Raw genomic sequence first — 14,317 nt, forward strand, 5'->3', positions numbered from 1 at the left:
GTGCTGCGGCAACCCACTGCATTGCGCCACTCACCACCGCGCCGGTTTGCCCAGCGGCGGCACGATGTGCTGGCGGTCGTAGCCGCGCAGTTCTTCACGGATGTGCTGCACGCGCTGGCGGCCCAGCGCGTTGCGCTCCTGGTCGAGCACCACGCCATCCAGCAGGTCGGCCATGCGCTGCGCCGCCGGCTCCATGGTTTCCCAGGCATCCAGCGCCGGCAGCGGAGCCGGCAGGGTCAGGAAGAAGGCCAGGGCCGGGGTTTCCAGTTCGGCGATCTTGGTCATGTCGAAGCTGCCGGGCTTGATGATGTTGGCCACGCTGAAGATCGGCCCCGCGTCCGGACGGCCGTCCACCAGGCGGTGGTAGACGCCCATGTAGCCGTAGGTCAGGCCGGCCTTTTCCGCCGCCACCACGATGTCGGGGCCGTGCAGCAGGTTGCCGGCCTTGGCCGCGACGTAGAGCGCGACAATCTTGTCGTACTCCTCGTTTGGCCGCCGGCCTGGCTCCGCCGCCGGCGGGGCTTCCGGGAGCGGCAGCTCGCCCTGCGCCGCCGGCGCCTTGCCCCAGCTGTCGGCCAGCTGTTCGCCCAGCGACGGTTCCTGGCGCCCCTCGCCACCCGGCCCGCCGCGCGCACCGCGCAGGTCACGCGCGCCCTTCTGGCTGCGGCCGAAAAAGATGATCGCGCCCAACAGCAGCGCCATCGCCACCGCGATGCCGATGCGCAGCAGGGTCAGGTCCGACATTGCTCCATCTCCTCAGTTGGGTCGCAGGATCGAACGATGCGTCATCATCTCAAACAGCGCCGGCCAGACGCGCGGCTTCGGCCAGGTCCACCGAGACCAGCCGCGAGACGCCCGGCTCGCGCATCGTCACACCCGAAAGCTGCTGGGCAGCCTCCATGGTGGCCTTGTTGTGGGTGACAAACAGGAACTGTACCGCTTCACTCATCTCGGTGACCATCGCCGTGAAGCGGCCGACGTTGGCCTCATCCAGTGGCGCATCGACTTCATCGAGCAGGCAGAACGGCGCCGGGTTGAGGCGGAAGATCGAAAACACCAGCGCCACCGCGGTCATCGCCTTCTCGCCGCCCGACAACAGCGAGATGTTGGACACGCGCTTGCCGGGCGGCCGCGCCATGATCGTCACGCCGGTATCCAGCAGGTCCTCGCCGGTCATTTCCAGATAGGCATGGCCGCCGCCGAACAGGCGCGGGTAGAGCTCCTGGATCCCGAGGTTGACGCGATCGAAGGTGTCCTTGAAGCGGCTGCGGGTTTCGCGGTCGATCTTGCGGATCGCTTCTTCCAGCGTGCCCAGCGCGGAGGTCAGGTCCTCGTTCTGCGCGTCCAGGTATTCCTTGCGTTTGGCCGCCTCGGCGCGTTCGGCGATTGCCGCGAGGTTGACCGGCTCCAGTCGGCGCAGCTTGCCGTCGAGTTCCTGCACCGCCTGCTCCCAACCGGCCGCATCGGCTTCTTCCGGCAGTTGTTCCAGCAGCGCATCGACGGCAAAACCGCCGGCCAGGATGGCCTCGCTGAACTGTGTCGCCTTCAGCTCCAGCGCCTGCTGTTGCAGCCGGCGCTGGCCGATCGCCTCGCGCTGCTCCAGCGCCTGGGCGTCGCACTGCTGGCGCTGCTGTTCCTGCGCGCGCAGTTCGATGTCCACTTCCTCCAGCGCAGCGCGCGCCTGCGCCAACACCTGGTCGGCCTGCACCCGGGCGTTCAACGCCGCCTGGCGCTGGGCCTCCAGGGTATCGGCCTGGGCACCGCCGTCGGCCAGCTGGCTGGCCAGATCCTCCAGCCGCGTCCCCAGCTGGCCGCGCTGGCCGTCCATGCGCTGCAAGGCCTGCGCCAGCGCCTGCATCTGGGCGCGCTGGGTTTCCAGGCTGAGCGACAGCGCGTAGGCGGCCTCGCGCGACTGGCGGGCGGCTTCGCGGGCGGCTTCGCGTTCGGCGGCCACGTCATCGCGCTCCGCTTCCAACGCCACCCGCGTCGATTCGAGCTCGCCCATGCGGGCCACCGCGCCTTCCAGCCGCTCGCGGGCCTGCGCGACCGCCGCCCGCTGTTCCTGCAACCCGGCCTCGAGCTGCGTCAGCTCGGCGTCGATGCGCTCGATCCGGCTGCGCGCACCGTCGAGTCGCCCTTGGGCGCTTTGCAACCGGCCGGAAGTTTCCGACAGGTCCCGATGCGCAAGATAGAGCTGGCGCTGGGCGTCTTCGCGCTGCTGCTCGGCCGCGCGCAGCGCGTCGCGCTGGCGAGTCAGTTCGGCGTCCAGCTCGGCTTCACGGCGTGCATCGGCCGCGATCGCTTCGCGCAGCGCGTGGATGTCCTTTTCACGCAACAGCACGCCCTGCCGCGAGGCATCCGCGCGCGCCACCTGCGCCCAGCCGGCGCCAAGCTGCTCGCCGCCACGGGTCATCACGCTTTCGTTCGCCGGAATCCGCGCCAGCAGCGCCTGCGCCTGGGCAAGGTCATCGGCCGCGTGGACCTTGGCCAGCCGCTGCCGGATCACCTCCGGGCCGCGCACCCGCGCCGCCAGCGAGGTGTCGGGGTAATCCTGCCCGGCCGCGGCGGCATTGCCTCCGTCGGCCACCAGCGCCACCCGCCCCTCGCCCAACTCGACCAAGGCGTCGACCAGAGACGCATCGAAGTGACCGGCGGATGCGTCCACCAGCGCCGCTTCGATCCACTGGCCCAGCGCGGTTTCGACGGCGGATTCCCAGCCGGCATCGACATCCAGGCGCTCGCCCACGCGCGCCGCCGAGCCCAGCCCGTGTGCCTGCAGCCAGCGCGCACCCGCGCCCGTTTCCTGCCCGAGCGCGGCCGCCTGCAATGTTTCCAGCGAGGACAGCCGCCCCCGCGCCGCCTGCATCCGCTTGCGCAATTCGGCCTGTTCGCCCTGCAGCTCGCGCTGGTGCTCCTGCGCCTGCGCGCTGGCCGCACGGCCGGCCTCCACCCGCGTGGTCAGTTCCTGCACCGTGACCTTGCCGGTTTCGACGCCGGCCTCCAGTTCCGCCAGCGCGGCGGTCAGGGCGGTCAGATCCAGCCCGGCGCGCTCTTCGCCCAGCTGCTGGATGCGACGGCCGGCATCCAGGTTTTGGCGGTCGAGATGCTCGATTCGGGTCCGTTCCACGTCGGCGGCCTTGGCCGATTCAGCCTGCTCGCGGGCGTGGGCGTCACGCCGCTGCTGCCAGTCGGCCAGCCGGGTTTCGGTTTCCCGCAGCGCCTGCTGCCGATCCCGGTCATCCTGTTGCACCACTTCGAGACGTGGGCTGGACTCTTCGACCGCTGCCCGCAGGACATCCAGCCGCGTGCGGTCGGAGACGATCTGGCCGCCGAGTTCATCCAGCGCGCTGCCGGCCTCGTCACTGGCGCGCTGCAGGCGCTCGGCCAGCTCGCGCTGATGGGCAATCTGCTGCTCGATCCGCGCCAGCGATCCGCTGGCTTCGTAAACCGCGGCCTGCGCCTGGTTGAGCGACTCGCTGGCGGCCTCGCGCTGCGTGCGCCCACTCTCCAGCGCGCTTTCGGCGCGACGCTGGCCGGCCACCAATTCTTCCAGCCGGGTCGCATCGCGCAGCAGCCCGGCGCGCAGCGCTTGCAGCTCGACATCCAGCGCGCGGTATTCCAGCGCCCGCCACTGCGCGTCCTTTTCCTTGCGCATGGCCTGCAGCGCGGTGTACTGCTCGGCCTGGCGCGCCTGCCGGAACAGGTGCTGCAGCTGCTTGTCGACTTCGTCGCGCAGGTCGGTCAGGCGGTCGAGGTTCTCGCGGGTGTGACGGATGCGGGTCTCGGTTTCGCGCCGGCGTTCCTTGTATTTGGAAATGCCGGCGGCTTCCTCCAGGTAGACGCGCAATTCCTCCGGGCGCGCATCGATCACCTGCGAGATCATCCCCTGCTCGATGATCGAGTAGCTGCGCGGGCCCAGGCCGGTGCCGAGGAACAGGTCGGTGATGTCGCGCCGACGACACTTGCCGCCGTTGAGGTAATAGCTGCTCTGGCCGTCGCGGCCGACCGTGCGCTTGACCGAGATTTCGTTAAACGCGGCATATTCGCCGGTGATGGCGTGATCGGCGTTGTCGAACACCAACTCCACCGAGGCCTGCGACACCGGCTTGCGCGCGCTGCTGCCGGAGAAGATCACGTCGGTCAGCGAATCGCCGCGCAGGCGGCTGGCGGCGGACTCACCCATCACCCAGCGGATGGCATCGATGATGTTGGATTTGCCGCAGCCGTTCGGCCCGACGATGCCGGTCATGTTGGTCGGCAGGTGCAACGTGGTCGGGTCGACGAAGGACTTGAAGCCGGACAGCTTGATGGTGGACAGGCGCATGCGGCGGTCGCAAACCTTGTGCGGCGCAGGGCGCCAATTCATGTAATGGATGGATAATACGACGTAAACGGTTGTTTCTTGATACTTAATGAAACAACAACTGGCGCCGAGACCACTGAGTATAACGGCCCTCAGCCCGCCTCGTCCGGGGTTTTTGCGTGGATCGAAAGCGCATGAATGTCGGTGCGCAACAGTTCGCCCAGCGCGGCGTACACCAGCCGATGGCGGCTCGGCAGCGGCTTGCCGACGAAGGCCGGACTGACGATGGTCAGCGTGAAATGCCCTTGCCCGGTCCGGCTGCCGGCATGACCGGCGTGGCGATGGCTGTCGTCCGTGATTTCGAGTCGGGTGGGCGCCAGCGCCACCTCCAGCAGCGCCCGCATCCGCGCGATGCGCCCCGGGTTCAGGCGCGGAACGTCGGCCTCGGTCCAAGCCTCGCTCACGGCAGTGCCTTGCAGAACGGCCGCACGTCCACCCGCTGGTAGACGCCAGCGGCGCAATACGGATCGGCATCGGCCCAGAGCCGCGCGTCCTCCAGCGACGGGAATTGGGCGATGACCACGCTGCCCTGGAAACCCGCAGGACCAGGATCCTCGGCATCGATCGCCGGGCACGGCCCGGCCAGCAGCAAGCGACCTTCATCGCGCAGCGCGGTCAAGCGCTCCAGATGCGCCGGTCGCGCCTGCTTGCGGCGCGCCAGAACATCGACGCCGTCAAACCCTTCGATCACGTACCACATCGTCCACTCCATGAACCGTTGCCCCCATTGTAGCGGCCCCCAGTGGACAGCCCGGCGGCGAATGCGTAGGCTTGCACCCTAGTTGTTTTCGCCCGGTCCTGCGGGTGCGCGTTGCCGGGCCTTCAGCCGCAGCGCGCCTGCCCACCCGGCACTGCATGCCATCGATCCGTTGACGGGGCCCACCGGCCGCGCCGTCGCGTGCGATGGAACGTGGAACCCACCCGCAACCCCGGCCATTTCCGGCCCTTGCAAATCAGGCGTGGCCCGGAGGGGGCCGCCAACCGATGACATCCGAGACCCGCAGCGGCACCTTGGCCGCCGCCAGCAGCGCAGGCAACCCGCCTCCCCAGCAGCAGGAAATGCCGCTGGCGGTGGTGCTCGGCCAGCCGCTGTCGGAAATCCCCAAGGATCTCTACATCCCGCCGGATGCGCTGGAGATCATCCTCGAAGCCTTCGAAGGCCCACTCGACCTGCTGCTGTACCTGATCCGCCGGCAGAACCTCGACATCCTCGACATCCCGGTCGCCGAAATCACCCGCCAGTACGTCGATTACATCCAGGCCATGCACGAGCTGCGCTTCGAGCTGGCCGCCGAATACCTGGTGATGGCCGCGATCCTGGCCGAGATCAAGTCGCGGATGCTGCTGCCACGGCCGCCGAGCGAGGAAGGCCTTGAAGAGGATCCGCGCGCCGACCTGGTCCGACGCCTGCAGGAATACGAGCGCTACCGCAAGGCCTCCGAGGACCTCGACACCCTGCCCCGGCAGGAACGCGACACGGTGGCAGTTTCCGCCTTCGTTCCCGATCGCGCGGTGGTGCGCTTGCCGCCGCAGGTGGACATCCGCGAAATGTTGCTGGCCCTGCATGAGGTCCTGCAGCGCGCCGAACTGTTCACCCAGCACGCCATCCGCCGCGACCCTCTGAGCGTGCGCCAGCGCATGGGCGAATTGCTGGAACGCCTGTCCGACGGCGCCTTCCATCGTTTCGAGTCGCTGTTCGTGGCCGAGGAAGGCCGGTTGGGCGTGGTGGTCACGTTCCTTGGCCTGTTGACCCTGGCCAAGGAACAGCTGATCGACGTCGTCCAGGAACAGCGGCCCGACGATGGCCACGCCCACGCACTGGCGCCGATCTACGTGAAGTCGCTGGCTGCGGGTGAAGCCGCGCCGGCGATGGAAGCCCTGTCCAGCGAATTCGACGACGACGTGCCCGCCGGAACCTGACCCCACGCGACCGCACCGCCACCTGCAATCCCGCGCCGCCGCCTTCAATCCCCAGCACCCTCGCCCAGCCAGGACGACATGCCGACCACCATGGATCAACAACTCGTCACCCGGATCGTCGAAGCCGCCCTGCTGGCCGCCGCGCAGCCGCTGACCGTGGTACAGCTCCACGGCCTGTTCCCGCTGGACGACCCGGCTCCCGAGGGCAGCGTGGAATCCGCCCTGCAAGCGCTGTCCACCGCCTGCGCCGGGCGCGGCGTCGAACTGGTGGAGGTCGCCTCGGGCTGGCGCTTCCAGGTGCAGGCCGACGTGCATCCCTGGGTGGCCCGCCTGTGGACCGAGCGCCAGACCAAATACAGCCGAGCCACCCTCGAAGTGCTGGCGCTGATCGCCTACCGGCAACCGATCACCCGCGGCGAAATCGAGCAGATCCGCGGCGTATCCACCAACAGCAACATCATCCGGGCGCTGGAAGAGCGCGACTGGATCCGCGTGGTCGGCCACCGCGACGTGCCCGGCAAACCCGAACTGCTGGCCACCACCCGCGGCTTCCTCGACTACTTCGGCCTGAAGCGTCTGGACCAATTGCCGCCACTGTCCGAACTCAAGGATTTCGGCGAACTCGAACCGCAGCTGCCGATCGCCGGCATCGAAACGGCAGGATCGGGCTCGGGTTCACTTTCCTCGGCGGATATTGCAGACGACGAAACAGGATCGTCGGAAAGTGAACCTGACACCGTTTCTCCCACCACCAGAGACGACGCGATGCCCGCATCGTCGGAGCAGATTGATGAGCACTGAAACCCCCCGCCGCCCGCTGAGCCTCAAGCGCGCCGGCGCCGCCGACGACGCCAACCCGCACGTCAGCGAACGCCTGCACAAGGTGCTGGCACAGGCCGGCCTGGGCTCGCGGCGCGCGCTGGAGCAGCGCATCGCCGAAGGCCTGATCAAGGTCAACGGGGAGGTGGCGCAAACCGGCATGAGCGTGACCGGCGGCGACAAGATCGAGATCGACGGCCGCACCTTCGTCGCCAGCGCCCTGACCGAAGGCGCGCGGGTGCTGATGTACAACAAGCCGGAAGGCGAAGTGACGACCCGCGAAGACCCGGAAGGCCGACCGACCATCTTCGATGCGCTGCCGGCGCTGCGCGGCGCGCGCTGGATCGCGGTCGGCCGACTCGACATCAATACCACCGGCCTGCTGCTGCTCACCACAGACGGCGAGCTGGCCAACGCGATGATGCATCCCTCGCACGAGATCGAGCGCGAATACGTCTGCCGTGTGCGCGCGCCGGAAGGCGAGGAAAACGTCAGCGACAAGCTGGTCGACCGGCTGGCGCGCGGCGTGGCGCTGGACGACGGCCCGGCGAAATTCGACGAGATCGAACGCATCGGCGGTGCCAACATGCCGGAAGAAAGCCGGCACGACTGGTTCCGGGTGCTGCTCAAGGAAGGCCGCAACCGCGAGGTGCGCCGGCTGTGGGAATCGCAGGGCTGCCAGGTCTCGCGCCTGAAGCGCATCCGCCACGGCCAGGTGCGGCTGCCGCAGCCGCTGCTGCGTGGCCATACCCAGGAATTGCCGCAGGCTGAAGTCGACGCCCTGCGCAAGTCGCTGGGGCTGGAGGACGGCACCCCGTCAGCATTGACGCTGATGCCGGTGCTGGGCCAGCGCAAGGCCGGCAAGACCGTCGTCACCAGCAATGCGCGCGGGCATGGCTACATCGGCGGCCACAACACCGCCGACGAAGGCCGCGAGCTGCGCCGCTTCGACAACGTGCGCGAAGATCGTGGCCGTCGCGGCGGTCGCAAGCCGAGCGGCGGCCTCACCGTCAGCGGCGAGCAGGCCGCCAATCAGGCCAACAAGCGCTTGAAGGTCAAGGGCCCGCGGCAACCCGGACAACGCATGAAGCCCGGCGAACGGCGTGGCGAGAATCCGGCGGCGATGCGCACCTGGTACGTGCCCGACGGCGTCGATACCGGCCCCAGCGGCCATCGCAACCCCGGCGGTCGTGGCCCGAAGAAATTCAAGCCGCGTGGCGCCTCGGGAACGACGGCGGCCGGCGAGGCCCGCCCGCAGCGACCGGCTCGCCCGTACGGCCATCCCGGCAACGCGCCCTACTTCCCGTCCGACCATGTGCACGGCCGCGATGCCCAGCCGGGCGCACCGCGCCGCGGGCCGCGTCCCGGCGGCAACGCCCGTCCCGCAGGGGGGCCGCGCCCCGGCGGCAATCCACGCCCGAACAGCGGCCCGCGACCCGGCAATCAGGGCCCGCGCGGACCGCGTGGGCCGCGCGGCGGCTCGCGCTGAATGCCGACTTCAAGGCATAGTGGAAGTTCCTCCAACGCCGCAACCTCAGGAGTCCCGACATGCCCGCCTCCCTGCTGCTCGCCCTGCTGCTGACAGCTCCGCAGGCCGCTCCCGCACCCGCGCAAACACCGCCGACGCCGTCCTCCGCGCCGGCAATGGAATACGCGGACGCCAAACTCCGCTCCGACGCCGACGAGGCCACCGTCACCGGGGCCGCGCACGCCGACATGGTCAAGCGCCAGAGCGACCTGCTGGACGCCGGCATCGCCGCCTGCGCCCGCGACGAGCTGCGCGACGACTTCACCCCGTTCACGATCGTCATGCAACTCGACGCCAGCGGCCAGGTTCAGCAGACTTGGCGCCAGGGCAGCTCGCCATTGGCCATTTGCATGCAGCGCTACGTGCGCGACAAGACCGTCTTCACCCCGCCCAAGGCGCCGTTCTTCAATTCGATCGAAGTCAGTTTCACGAAATAAGAAATAACGGTGTCAGGGACAATTCGCCCCACCCACGACGTCCAAGGCCCGCATCGCTGCGGGCCTTGTCGTTTGCCGTGCCGGTGATTGGCCTGTCGGGCAGCTTGCACGTTTGATGCGAAAGCGCGCGTCGGGCTCAGCCCAACGCGGCCAGTGCCGCCGCGTAGTCGGGCTCCTGGCCGATCTCCGGCACCATCTGTGCGTGCAGGATCTTGTTGTTCTCGTCCAGCACCAGCACCGCGCGCGCGGCCAGGCCGGCCAGCGGGCTGGTTTCGATGGCCACGCCGTAGTCCTTCAGGAACTCGCGACCGCGCATCGTCGAAAGCATCGTCACGTTGGAAATGCCTTCAGCACCGCAAAAACGCCCTTGCGCAAACGGCAGGTCGGCGGAAATGCACAGCACCGCGGCATTGTCCAGCGCGGCGGCGTCCTTGTTGAAATGTCGCACCGAGGCCTGGCACACGCCGGTGTCGATGCTGGGGAAGATGTTGAGCACCTTGCGCTTGCCGGCAAAGTCGGCCAGCGCCTTCTCGCTGAGATCGCCTGCCACCAGCTTGAACGCCGGGGCCTGGCTGCCCACCTGCGGGAACTGGCCGCCGACCTGGACCGGGTTGCCGTGGAATGTGACGTTGGACATGGTGGAACCTCTCATCTGGATTGACGCGGCGATCCTAGACGAGGTCGCGTGATGCTGGCGTCATCGCACAAGTGGTTCAAGCCGCGCTTCAGACCACGCTTCAGGCCACGATCCCGGTCCACGCCGCGGTGGCGAATTTATCCCGCGCCAGCGCTTCGGCGCGGTGCAGTTCCTCTGCGCTGACGGCCGCATCGACAAGGCCGTACGCAGCGCGAAAGGTGTCGATCATCCAGGCGATGACCTGCTCGCGCGGCAGCCCGGTCTGGCTGCGCAGCGGATCGACCCGCTTGTTGGCGCTCTGGGTGGCCTTGTCGGACAGCTTTTCACGCCCGATCCGCAGCACTTCCAGCATCTTGCCGGCGTCGATGTCGTAGGCCATTGTCACGTGGTGCAGCACCGCCTTGCCGCGCCGCATCTGCGCCGCGCCGGCGATCTTCCCATCTTTCGACGTGATGTCGTTGAGCGGCTGGTACCAGGCCTCGATGCCGAGCGAGCGCAGCGCTTCGAGCACCCAGGCATCCATGAAGGCGTAGGACTGTTCGAAGCGCATGCCTTCGACCAGCGCCACCGGCGCCGACAGCGAATAGGTGATGGTATTGCCCGGCTCGATGAACATCGCGCCGCCGCCGGTGATCCGGCGCACGACCTCGATGCCGTGGCGGCGGGCACCGTCCGGATCGACCTCGTTGCGCAGCGACTGGAAGCGCCCGATCACCACCGCCGGGGACGCCCATTCCCACACCCGCAGGGTCGGCGCACGCCGGCCGGCGGCCACCTCGTCGGTGATGACTTCATCCAGCGCCATGTGCAGCGCCGGCGCCTGCGGACCGGCGTGGACCAGCTGCCAGTCGAAATCGTTCCAGCCTGCGCTCATGCGCCCTCCCCGGCGTCGATCGCGCGCCGCACCGCCACCGCAAAGCCTTCGGCGTTGACTCCGAACATGCGGGTTCCGGGCGGCAGGGCGCGTTCGATGATCCCGGTCAGCGCCGCCTGCTCCAAACCGGATGATTGACCATGCAACGCCGCGTTGATCGCCGCCAGCGCCGTGTCCGGTTCGAGGAAGAAATCGCCGCTCAGCGCCACCTCGACCATCCGGCCAGCGGCGATGGCGACATCCGCGACCACCAGCTTGCCGCCCGGCACCTTGTATTCGCCATGTCCGTGCATCCTGCAATTCTATTGGATCGCGGGCCCGCGTGGCAGCGGATTTGACAAACGGCCATCACCTGTTTGCATCATTGCCCGCGGCCGCACCTGGCGGCCGCCGTCATGTCCGGAGACCGTCGTGGAATTTCGCACCATCATCGAGCCGTTTCGCATCCAGTCGGTGGCCCCGCTGAAGATGACCACCGCGCAGCACCGCCGCGAAGCGGTCGCGGCCGCCGGCTACAACCTGTTCAACCTGCACGCCGAAGACGTGCTGATCGACCTGCTGACCGATTCGGGCACCGGCGCGATGAGCCGCGACCAGTGGGCGGCGATCCAGCACGGCGATGAATCCTATGCCGGCAGCCCCTCGTTCGACATTTTCCGCACCGCCGTGCAGGACCTGTTCCCGTTCAAGCACGTGATCCCGACCCATCAGGGCCGCGCCGCCGAAAAAATCCTGTTCACCGTACTCGGCGGCAGCGAGAAGACCATTCCCAGCAACACCCACTTCGACACCACCCGCGCCAATATCGAGTACACCGGCGCCGAAGCGACCGACCTGGTGATCGCCGAGGGCCGCGACCCGGCCAGCCAGCACCCGTTCAAGGGCAACATGGACATCGCGGCGCTGGACGCCTATCTCACCCGCAACGCCGGCAAGGTGCCGGTGGTGATGATGACGATCACCAACAATTCCGGCGGTGGCCAGCCGGTGAGCCTGGGCAACCTGCGCGAGGTCCGCGCCGTATGCGACAGGCACGGCGTGCCGCTGTTCCTCGACGCCTGCCGGTTTGCCGAAAATGCCTGGTTCATCCGCCAGCGCGAGCCGGGCCAACAGGGCCGCGCGGTGACCGACATCGTGCGCGACATGGCCGCGCTGGCCGACGGCATGACCATGAGCGCGAAGAAGGACCCGATGGGCAACATCGGCGGCTGGCTGGCGCTCAACGACGATGCCATCGCCGAACAATGCCGCAACCTGCTGATCCTCACCGAAGGGTTTCCAACCTACGGCGGTCTGGCCGGGCGCGATCTGGAGGCGCTGGCGCAGGGCCTGAAGGAAGTGGTCGACCACGACTACCTGCGCTACCGCATCCGCTCCACCGCCTACCTCGGCGAGGCGCTGCTGCAATCCGGCATCCCGGTGGTGCAGCCGATCGGCGGCCACGCGGTCTATCTGGACGCGCGCGCACTGCTGCCGCACATCCCGCCGTTGCAATACCCCGGCCAGGCGCTGGCGGTGGCGCTGTACGAGGCCGGTGGCATCCGCGGCTGCGAAATCGGCACGGTGATGTTCGGGCGCCATCCCGACGGCAGCGAAACCCCGGCGGCGCTGGATCTGGTGCGTCTGGCCATTCCGCGCCGTACCTACACGCAGAGCCACATCGACTACGTGATCGAGGTCTGCCAGCAGGTCGGCGCCAATGCCAAGGCGCTGCGCGGCTACCGGATCGTGGCCGAGCCCAAGCAGCTGCGGCACTTCACCGCGAGATTCGAACCACTGGCCGGCTGATCCGCGGTTGCGCCGGATGCCGGGCGCGTGCTCCGCATGCGACCCGGCCGACGCACCCGCGCCGACCTCGGGGCGCCTGTCCCTCAGAGCGAACTTTCCAGCTCCTCCAGCCGCAGCGATTCCAGCTCGGCGCGGATCCGCACAAGCGCGCGGCGCATCGCCGCAGGAACGTAATCCGCCGTCTGCGCCGCCGCTTCCAGCCTCGTGCTCCATGCCTGCCAGCGCCGCCATTCCGCGGCGCTGGGCGCGGGCTTGCCGCTGGGCGGCGAAAACTTCGCGTGCAGAGTCAGTTCGGCGGCAGTTGCCCGCAGCTCCAGCGCGGCACGCAGGATTTCCTCCCAGACCGGGTACACCGGCGTATTGTCGAGAAAGGCGTTGCGCGTGAGCTGGCCGGCGTGACGGCGATAGCGCATCAGCACGCTGCCGGTATTGGCCACGGCCGCGGGGCCGAAGGCCTGCACGATGCGATGGGCAAACAGCCAGTCTTCACCCACCCGCGTCCGCGGAAGACGGATTGCCTCCAGCGCGCTGCGACGGAAGGTCATGGTGCTGGCGTAGATCGGGCAATGGAACACCAGCGCAGCGGCGATGTCCTCGCCACGGGTCGGCATGCGGATCCGGTGGTCGCTGGAAAACGGCAGGTGGCCGTGCGCGGGCGGAAAGCGCGGGTCGGCGAACATCACCAGATCACCGCCGACCAGCTGCACGCGTGGATCGTCGAGCCGTCGAAGCGGGTCGGCAAATCGGTTGGGCGCGCACAGGTCGTCGGCATCGACGCAGGCGATCAGCGGACTTTCCACGCACGCGAATCCGCGGGCGCGGGCGGCGCTCGCGCCCAGGTTGCTGGCGTTGCGCAGCACGATGCCCGGCAGTTTGAACTCGCCCAATGCGCGTTCGGCAAGCGCGGCAGTTGCATCCTGCGAGGCATCGTCAACGATGATGACCTGCTCCAGGCGATCGGTGCCTGCCGCCGCGGCCAGCGCAGCCAGTGCATCGCGAATGAACGCCGCCGCGTTGAACGCTGGCATCACCACGCTGAAGGAGGGGCTCATCACCGCACTCCGGGGCTCAGTCGGCTCCGGCAGGAGCCGCTGCCGCACCCGCGTTCATGAGGCCGCCGCGCCGGCCAGGGAGAAACCATCGGCATCGCGCAGCGCCGGGAAACGCGCACGGTGGGCCAGCAGTTCCCCGGCTTGCAGGGTCGCGGTGTGGGCGACTTCGGCATCGCCGGCCTCCAGCAGCGGGTGGCCGAGGAAATCCACCACCGCGCTGTCCCCGGAATAGTGCAGGCCGTTGCCATCGCTGCCCACCCGGTTCACGCCGATCACGTAGGACAGATTCTCGATCGCCCGCGCCCGCAGCAGGGTCTTCCACGGATAGGCGCGTGCCGATGGCCAGTTGGCGACGTACAGCGCCAGGTCGTATTCGGCACCGCTGGCGTGCGCGGCATCGAAACGATTGCGCGAGAACACCGGAAAGCGCAGGTCGTAGCACACCTGCGGCAGGATGCGCCAACCCTTCCAGTCGACCACCACCCGCTCACGGCCCGACGCGTAGCGCTCATGTTCCCCGGCATACGAGAACAGGTGGCGCTTGTCGTAATGGGCCACCCGGCCATCCGGCGTGGCGAACAACAGTCGGTTGAACACAGCCTCGCCATCGCGCAGCTGCACGCTGCCGGCAATCGCCGCGTCCAGCGTGGCCGATTGCGCCTGCAGCCAGTCCACGGTGGGGCCACGCATGTCCTCGGCGCCGGAGATGGCGTCATTGGAAAAGCCGCTGGTGAAGGTTTCCGGAAGCACCACCAGATCGGTTGCGCCCTGCAGCGGCGCCATCAGCGCACCGTAGTAGTCGCGATTGGCGGCGGGGTCGTGCCAGCGGGTTTCACCCTGGACGATGGATACGCGAAGATCTTGCATTGTCACTCCAGAAAACGGGCGCTTTGCGACAA

13 protein-coding genes and 1 pseudogene are annotated in these 14,317 nt (G+C 68.4%); 5 read left to right on the top strand and 9 right to left on the bottom strand.

The window, feature by feature from the left end; all coding sequences use genetic code 11:
* Positions 1–30: 30 nt before the first annotated feature.
* The 4 genes from zipA to M9902_RS00245 form a co-directional block, all read right to left on the bottom strand.
* Positions 31–744, bottom strand: a complete 714-nt coding sequence (gene zipA, locus M9902_RS00230; protein ID WP_297220251.1) for a cell division protein ZipA — start codon at positions 742–744, stop codon at positions 31–33.
* A 49-nt stretch (positions 745–793) separates the two neighbouring features.
* Complete coding sequence (smc, locus tag M9902_RS00235) at positions 794–4,324, bottom strand: chromosome segregation protein SMC (protein WP_297220254.1); 3,531 nt, start codon at positions 4,322–4,324, stop codon at positions 794–796.
* 131 nt (positions 4,325–4,455) lie between these two features.
* Positions 4,456–4,707: a BolA family protein gene (locus M9902_RS00240; RefSeq protein WP_297174598.1), complete on the bottom strand. Its 252-nt coding sequence runs from the start codon at positions 4,705–4,707 to the stop codon at positions 4,456–4,458.
* A 56-nt stretch (positions 4,708–4,763) separates the two neighbouring features.
* Positions 4,764–5,063, bottom strand: coding sequence for a YciI family protein (locus M9902_RS00245; protein ID WP_297174601.1), 300 nt, complete (start codon positions 5,061–5,063; stop codon positions 4,764–4,766).
* Positions 5,064–5,347: 284 nt separating this feature from the next.
* Between M9902_RS00245 and M9902_RS00250 the strand changes: the two genes are divergently transcribed.
* From M9902_RS00250 to M9902_RS00265, 4 genes and pseudogenes are all read left to right on the top strand, one after another.
* Complete coding sequence (locus M9902_RS00250; RefSeq protein WP_297174590.1) at positions 5,348–6,283, top strand: ScpA family protein; 936 nt, start codon at positions 5,348–5,350, stop codon at positions 6,281–6,283.
* Positions 6,284–6,373: 90 nt separating this feature from the next.
* Positions 6,374–6,925 (top strand): annotated as a pseudogene (gene scpB / locus M9902_RS00255) (SMC-Scp complex subunit ScpB); the annotation flags it as partial.
* A 148-nt stretch (positions 6,926–7,073) separates the two neighbouring features.
* A complete protein-coding gene (locus M9902_RS00260; protein WP_297220256.1) occupies positions 7,074–8,591 on the top strand; it encodes a pseudouridine synthase in 1,518 nt (505 codons plus the stop codon).
* A gap of 59 nt (positions 8,592–8,650) precedes the next feature.
* A complete protein-coding gene (locus tag M9902_RS00265; RefSeq protein WP_297171808.1) occupies positions 8,651–9,067 on the top strand; it encodes a hypothetical protein in 417 nt (138 codons plus the stop codon).
* A 136-nt stretch (positions 9,068–9,203) separates the two neighbouring features.
* Here the strand turns inward: M9902_RS00265 and tpx are convergent, their stop codons facing one another.
* From tpx to M9902_RS00280, 3 genes are all read right to left on the bottom strand, one after another.
* Positions 9,204–9,704 carry a thiol peroxidase gene (gene tpx, locus M9902_RS00270; RefSeq protein WP_297220258.1) on the bottom strand — a complete coding sequence of 167 codons (501 nt, stop codon included), beginning with the start codon at positions 9,702–9,704 and terminating at the stop codon, positions 9,204–9,206.
* 100 nt (positions 9,705–9,804) lie between these two features.
* Positions 9,805–10,578: a biotin/lipoate A/B protein ligase family protein gene (locus tag M9902_RS00275; RefSeq protein ID WP_297220261.1), complete on the bottom strand. Its 774-nt coding sequence runs from the start codon at positions 10,576–10,578 to the stop codon at positions 9,805–9,807.
* Positions 10,575–10,871 carry a biotin--protein ligase gene (locus M9902_RS00280; protein WP_297220263.1) on the bottom strand — a complete coding sequence of 99 codons (297 nt, stop codon included), beginning with the start codon at positions 10,869–10,871 and terminating at the stop codon, positions 10,575–10,577. The genes M9902_RS00275 and M9902_RS00280 overlap by 4 nt, the downstream gene beginning before the upstream one ends.
* Before the next feature lie 118 nt (positions 10,872–10,989).
* Here M9902_RS00280 and M9902_RS00285 point away from each other — a divergent pair, with 118 nt between their 5' ends.
* Positions 10,990–12,366, top strand: a complete 1,377-nt coding sequence (locus M9902_RS00285) for a tryptophanase (protein ID WP_297220266.1) — start codon at positions 10,990–10,992, stop codon at positions 12,364–12,366.
* An 83-nt stretch (positions 12,367–12,449) separates the two neighbouring features.
* Here M9902_RS00285 and M9902_RS00290 read toward each other — a convergent pair whose 3' ends face one another.
* Together M9902_RS00290 and M9902_RS00295 are read right to left on the bottom strand one after the other, a co-directional pair.
* On the bottom strand, positions 12,450–13,418 hold the full coding sequence (locus M9902_RS00290) for a glycosyltransferase family 2 protein (RefSeq protein ID WP_297220268.1): 969 nt from the start codon (positions 13,416–13,418) through the stop codon (positions 12,450–12,452).
* Positions 13,419–13,472: 54 nt separating this feature from the next.
* Entirely contained in the window at positions 13,473–14,285 is an 813-nt protein-coding gene (locus M9902_RS00295) for an amidohydrolase (protein WP_297220270.1), read from the bottom strand.
* Positions 14,286–14,317: the final 32 nt, after the last annotated feature.

Origin of the sequence: Thermomonas sp. (genome assembly GCF_023953935.1) — a bacterium.
Lineage (GTDB): Bacteria > Pseudomonadota > Gammaproteobacteria > Xanthomonadales > Xanthomonadaceae > Thermomonas.

Coding starts and splice junctions, on each gene's coding strand:
- zipA (WP_297220251.1), bottom strand. CDS start 744: ATGTCGGACCTGACCCTGCTGCGCATCGGCATCGCGGTGGCGATGGCG.
- smc (WP_297220254.1), bottom strand. CDS start 4,324: ATGCGCCTGTCCACCATCAAGCTGTCCGGCTTCAAGTCCTTCGTCGAC.
- M9902_RS00240 (WP_297174598.1), bottom strand. CDS start 4,707: ATGCGGGCGCTGCTGGAGGTGGCGCTGGCGCCCACCCGACTCGAAATC.
- M9902_RS00245 (WP_297174601.1), bottom strand. CDS start 5,063: ATGTGGTACGTGATCGAAGGGTTTGACGGCGTCGATGTTCTGGCGCGC.
- M9902_RS00250 (WP_297174590.1), top strand. CDS start 5,348: ATGACATCCGAGACCCGCAGCGGCACCTTGGCCGCCGCCAGCAGCGCA.
- M9902_RS00260 (WP_297220256.1), top strand. CDS start 7,074: ATGAGCACTGAAACCCCCCGCCGCCCGCTGAGCCTCAAGCGCGCCGGC.
- M9902_RS00265 (WP_297171808.1), top strand. CDS start 8,651: ATGCCCGCCTCCCTGCTGCTCGCCCTGCTGCTGACAGCTCCGCAGGCC.
- tpx (WP_297220258.1), bottom strand. CDS start 9,704: ATGTCCAACGTCACATTCCACGGCAACCCGGTCCAGGTCGGCGGCCAG.
- M9902_RS00275 (WP_297220261.1), bottom strand. CDS start 10,578: ATGAGCGCAGGCTGGAACGATTTCGACTGGCAGCTGGTCCACGCCGGT.
- M9902_RS00280 (WP_297220263.1), bottom strand. CDS start 10,871: ATGCACGGACATGGCGAATACAAGGTGCCGGGCGGCAAGCTGGTGGTC.
- M9902_RS00290 (WP_297220268.1), bottom strand. CDS start 13,418: ATGAGCCCCTCCTTCAGCGTGGTGATGCCAGCGTTCAACGCGGCGGCG.
- M9902_RS00295 (WP_297220270.1), bottom strand. CDS start 14,285: ATGCAAGATCTTCGCGTATCCATCGTCCAGGGTGAAACCCGCTGGCAC.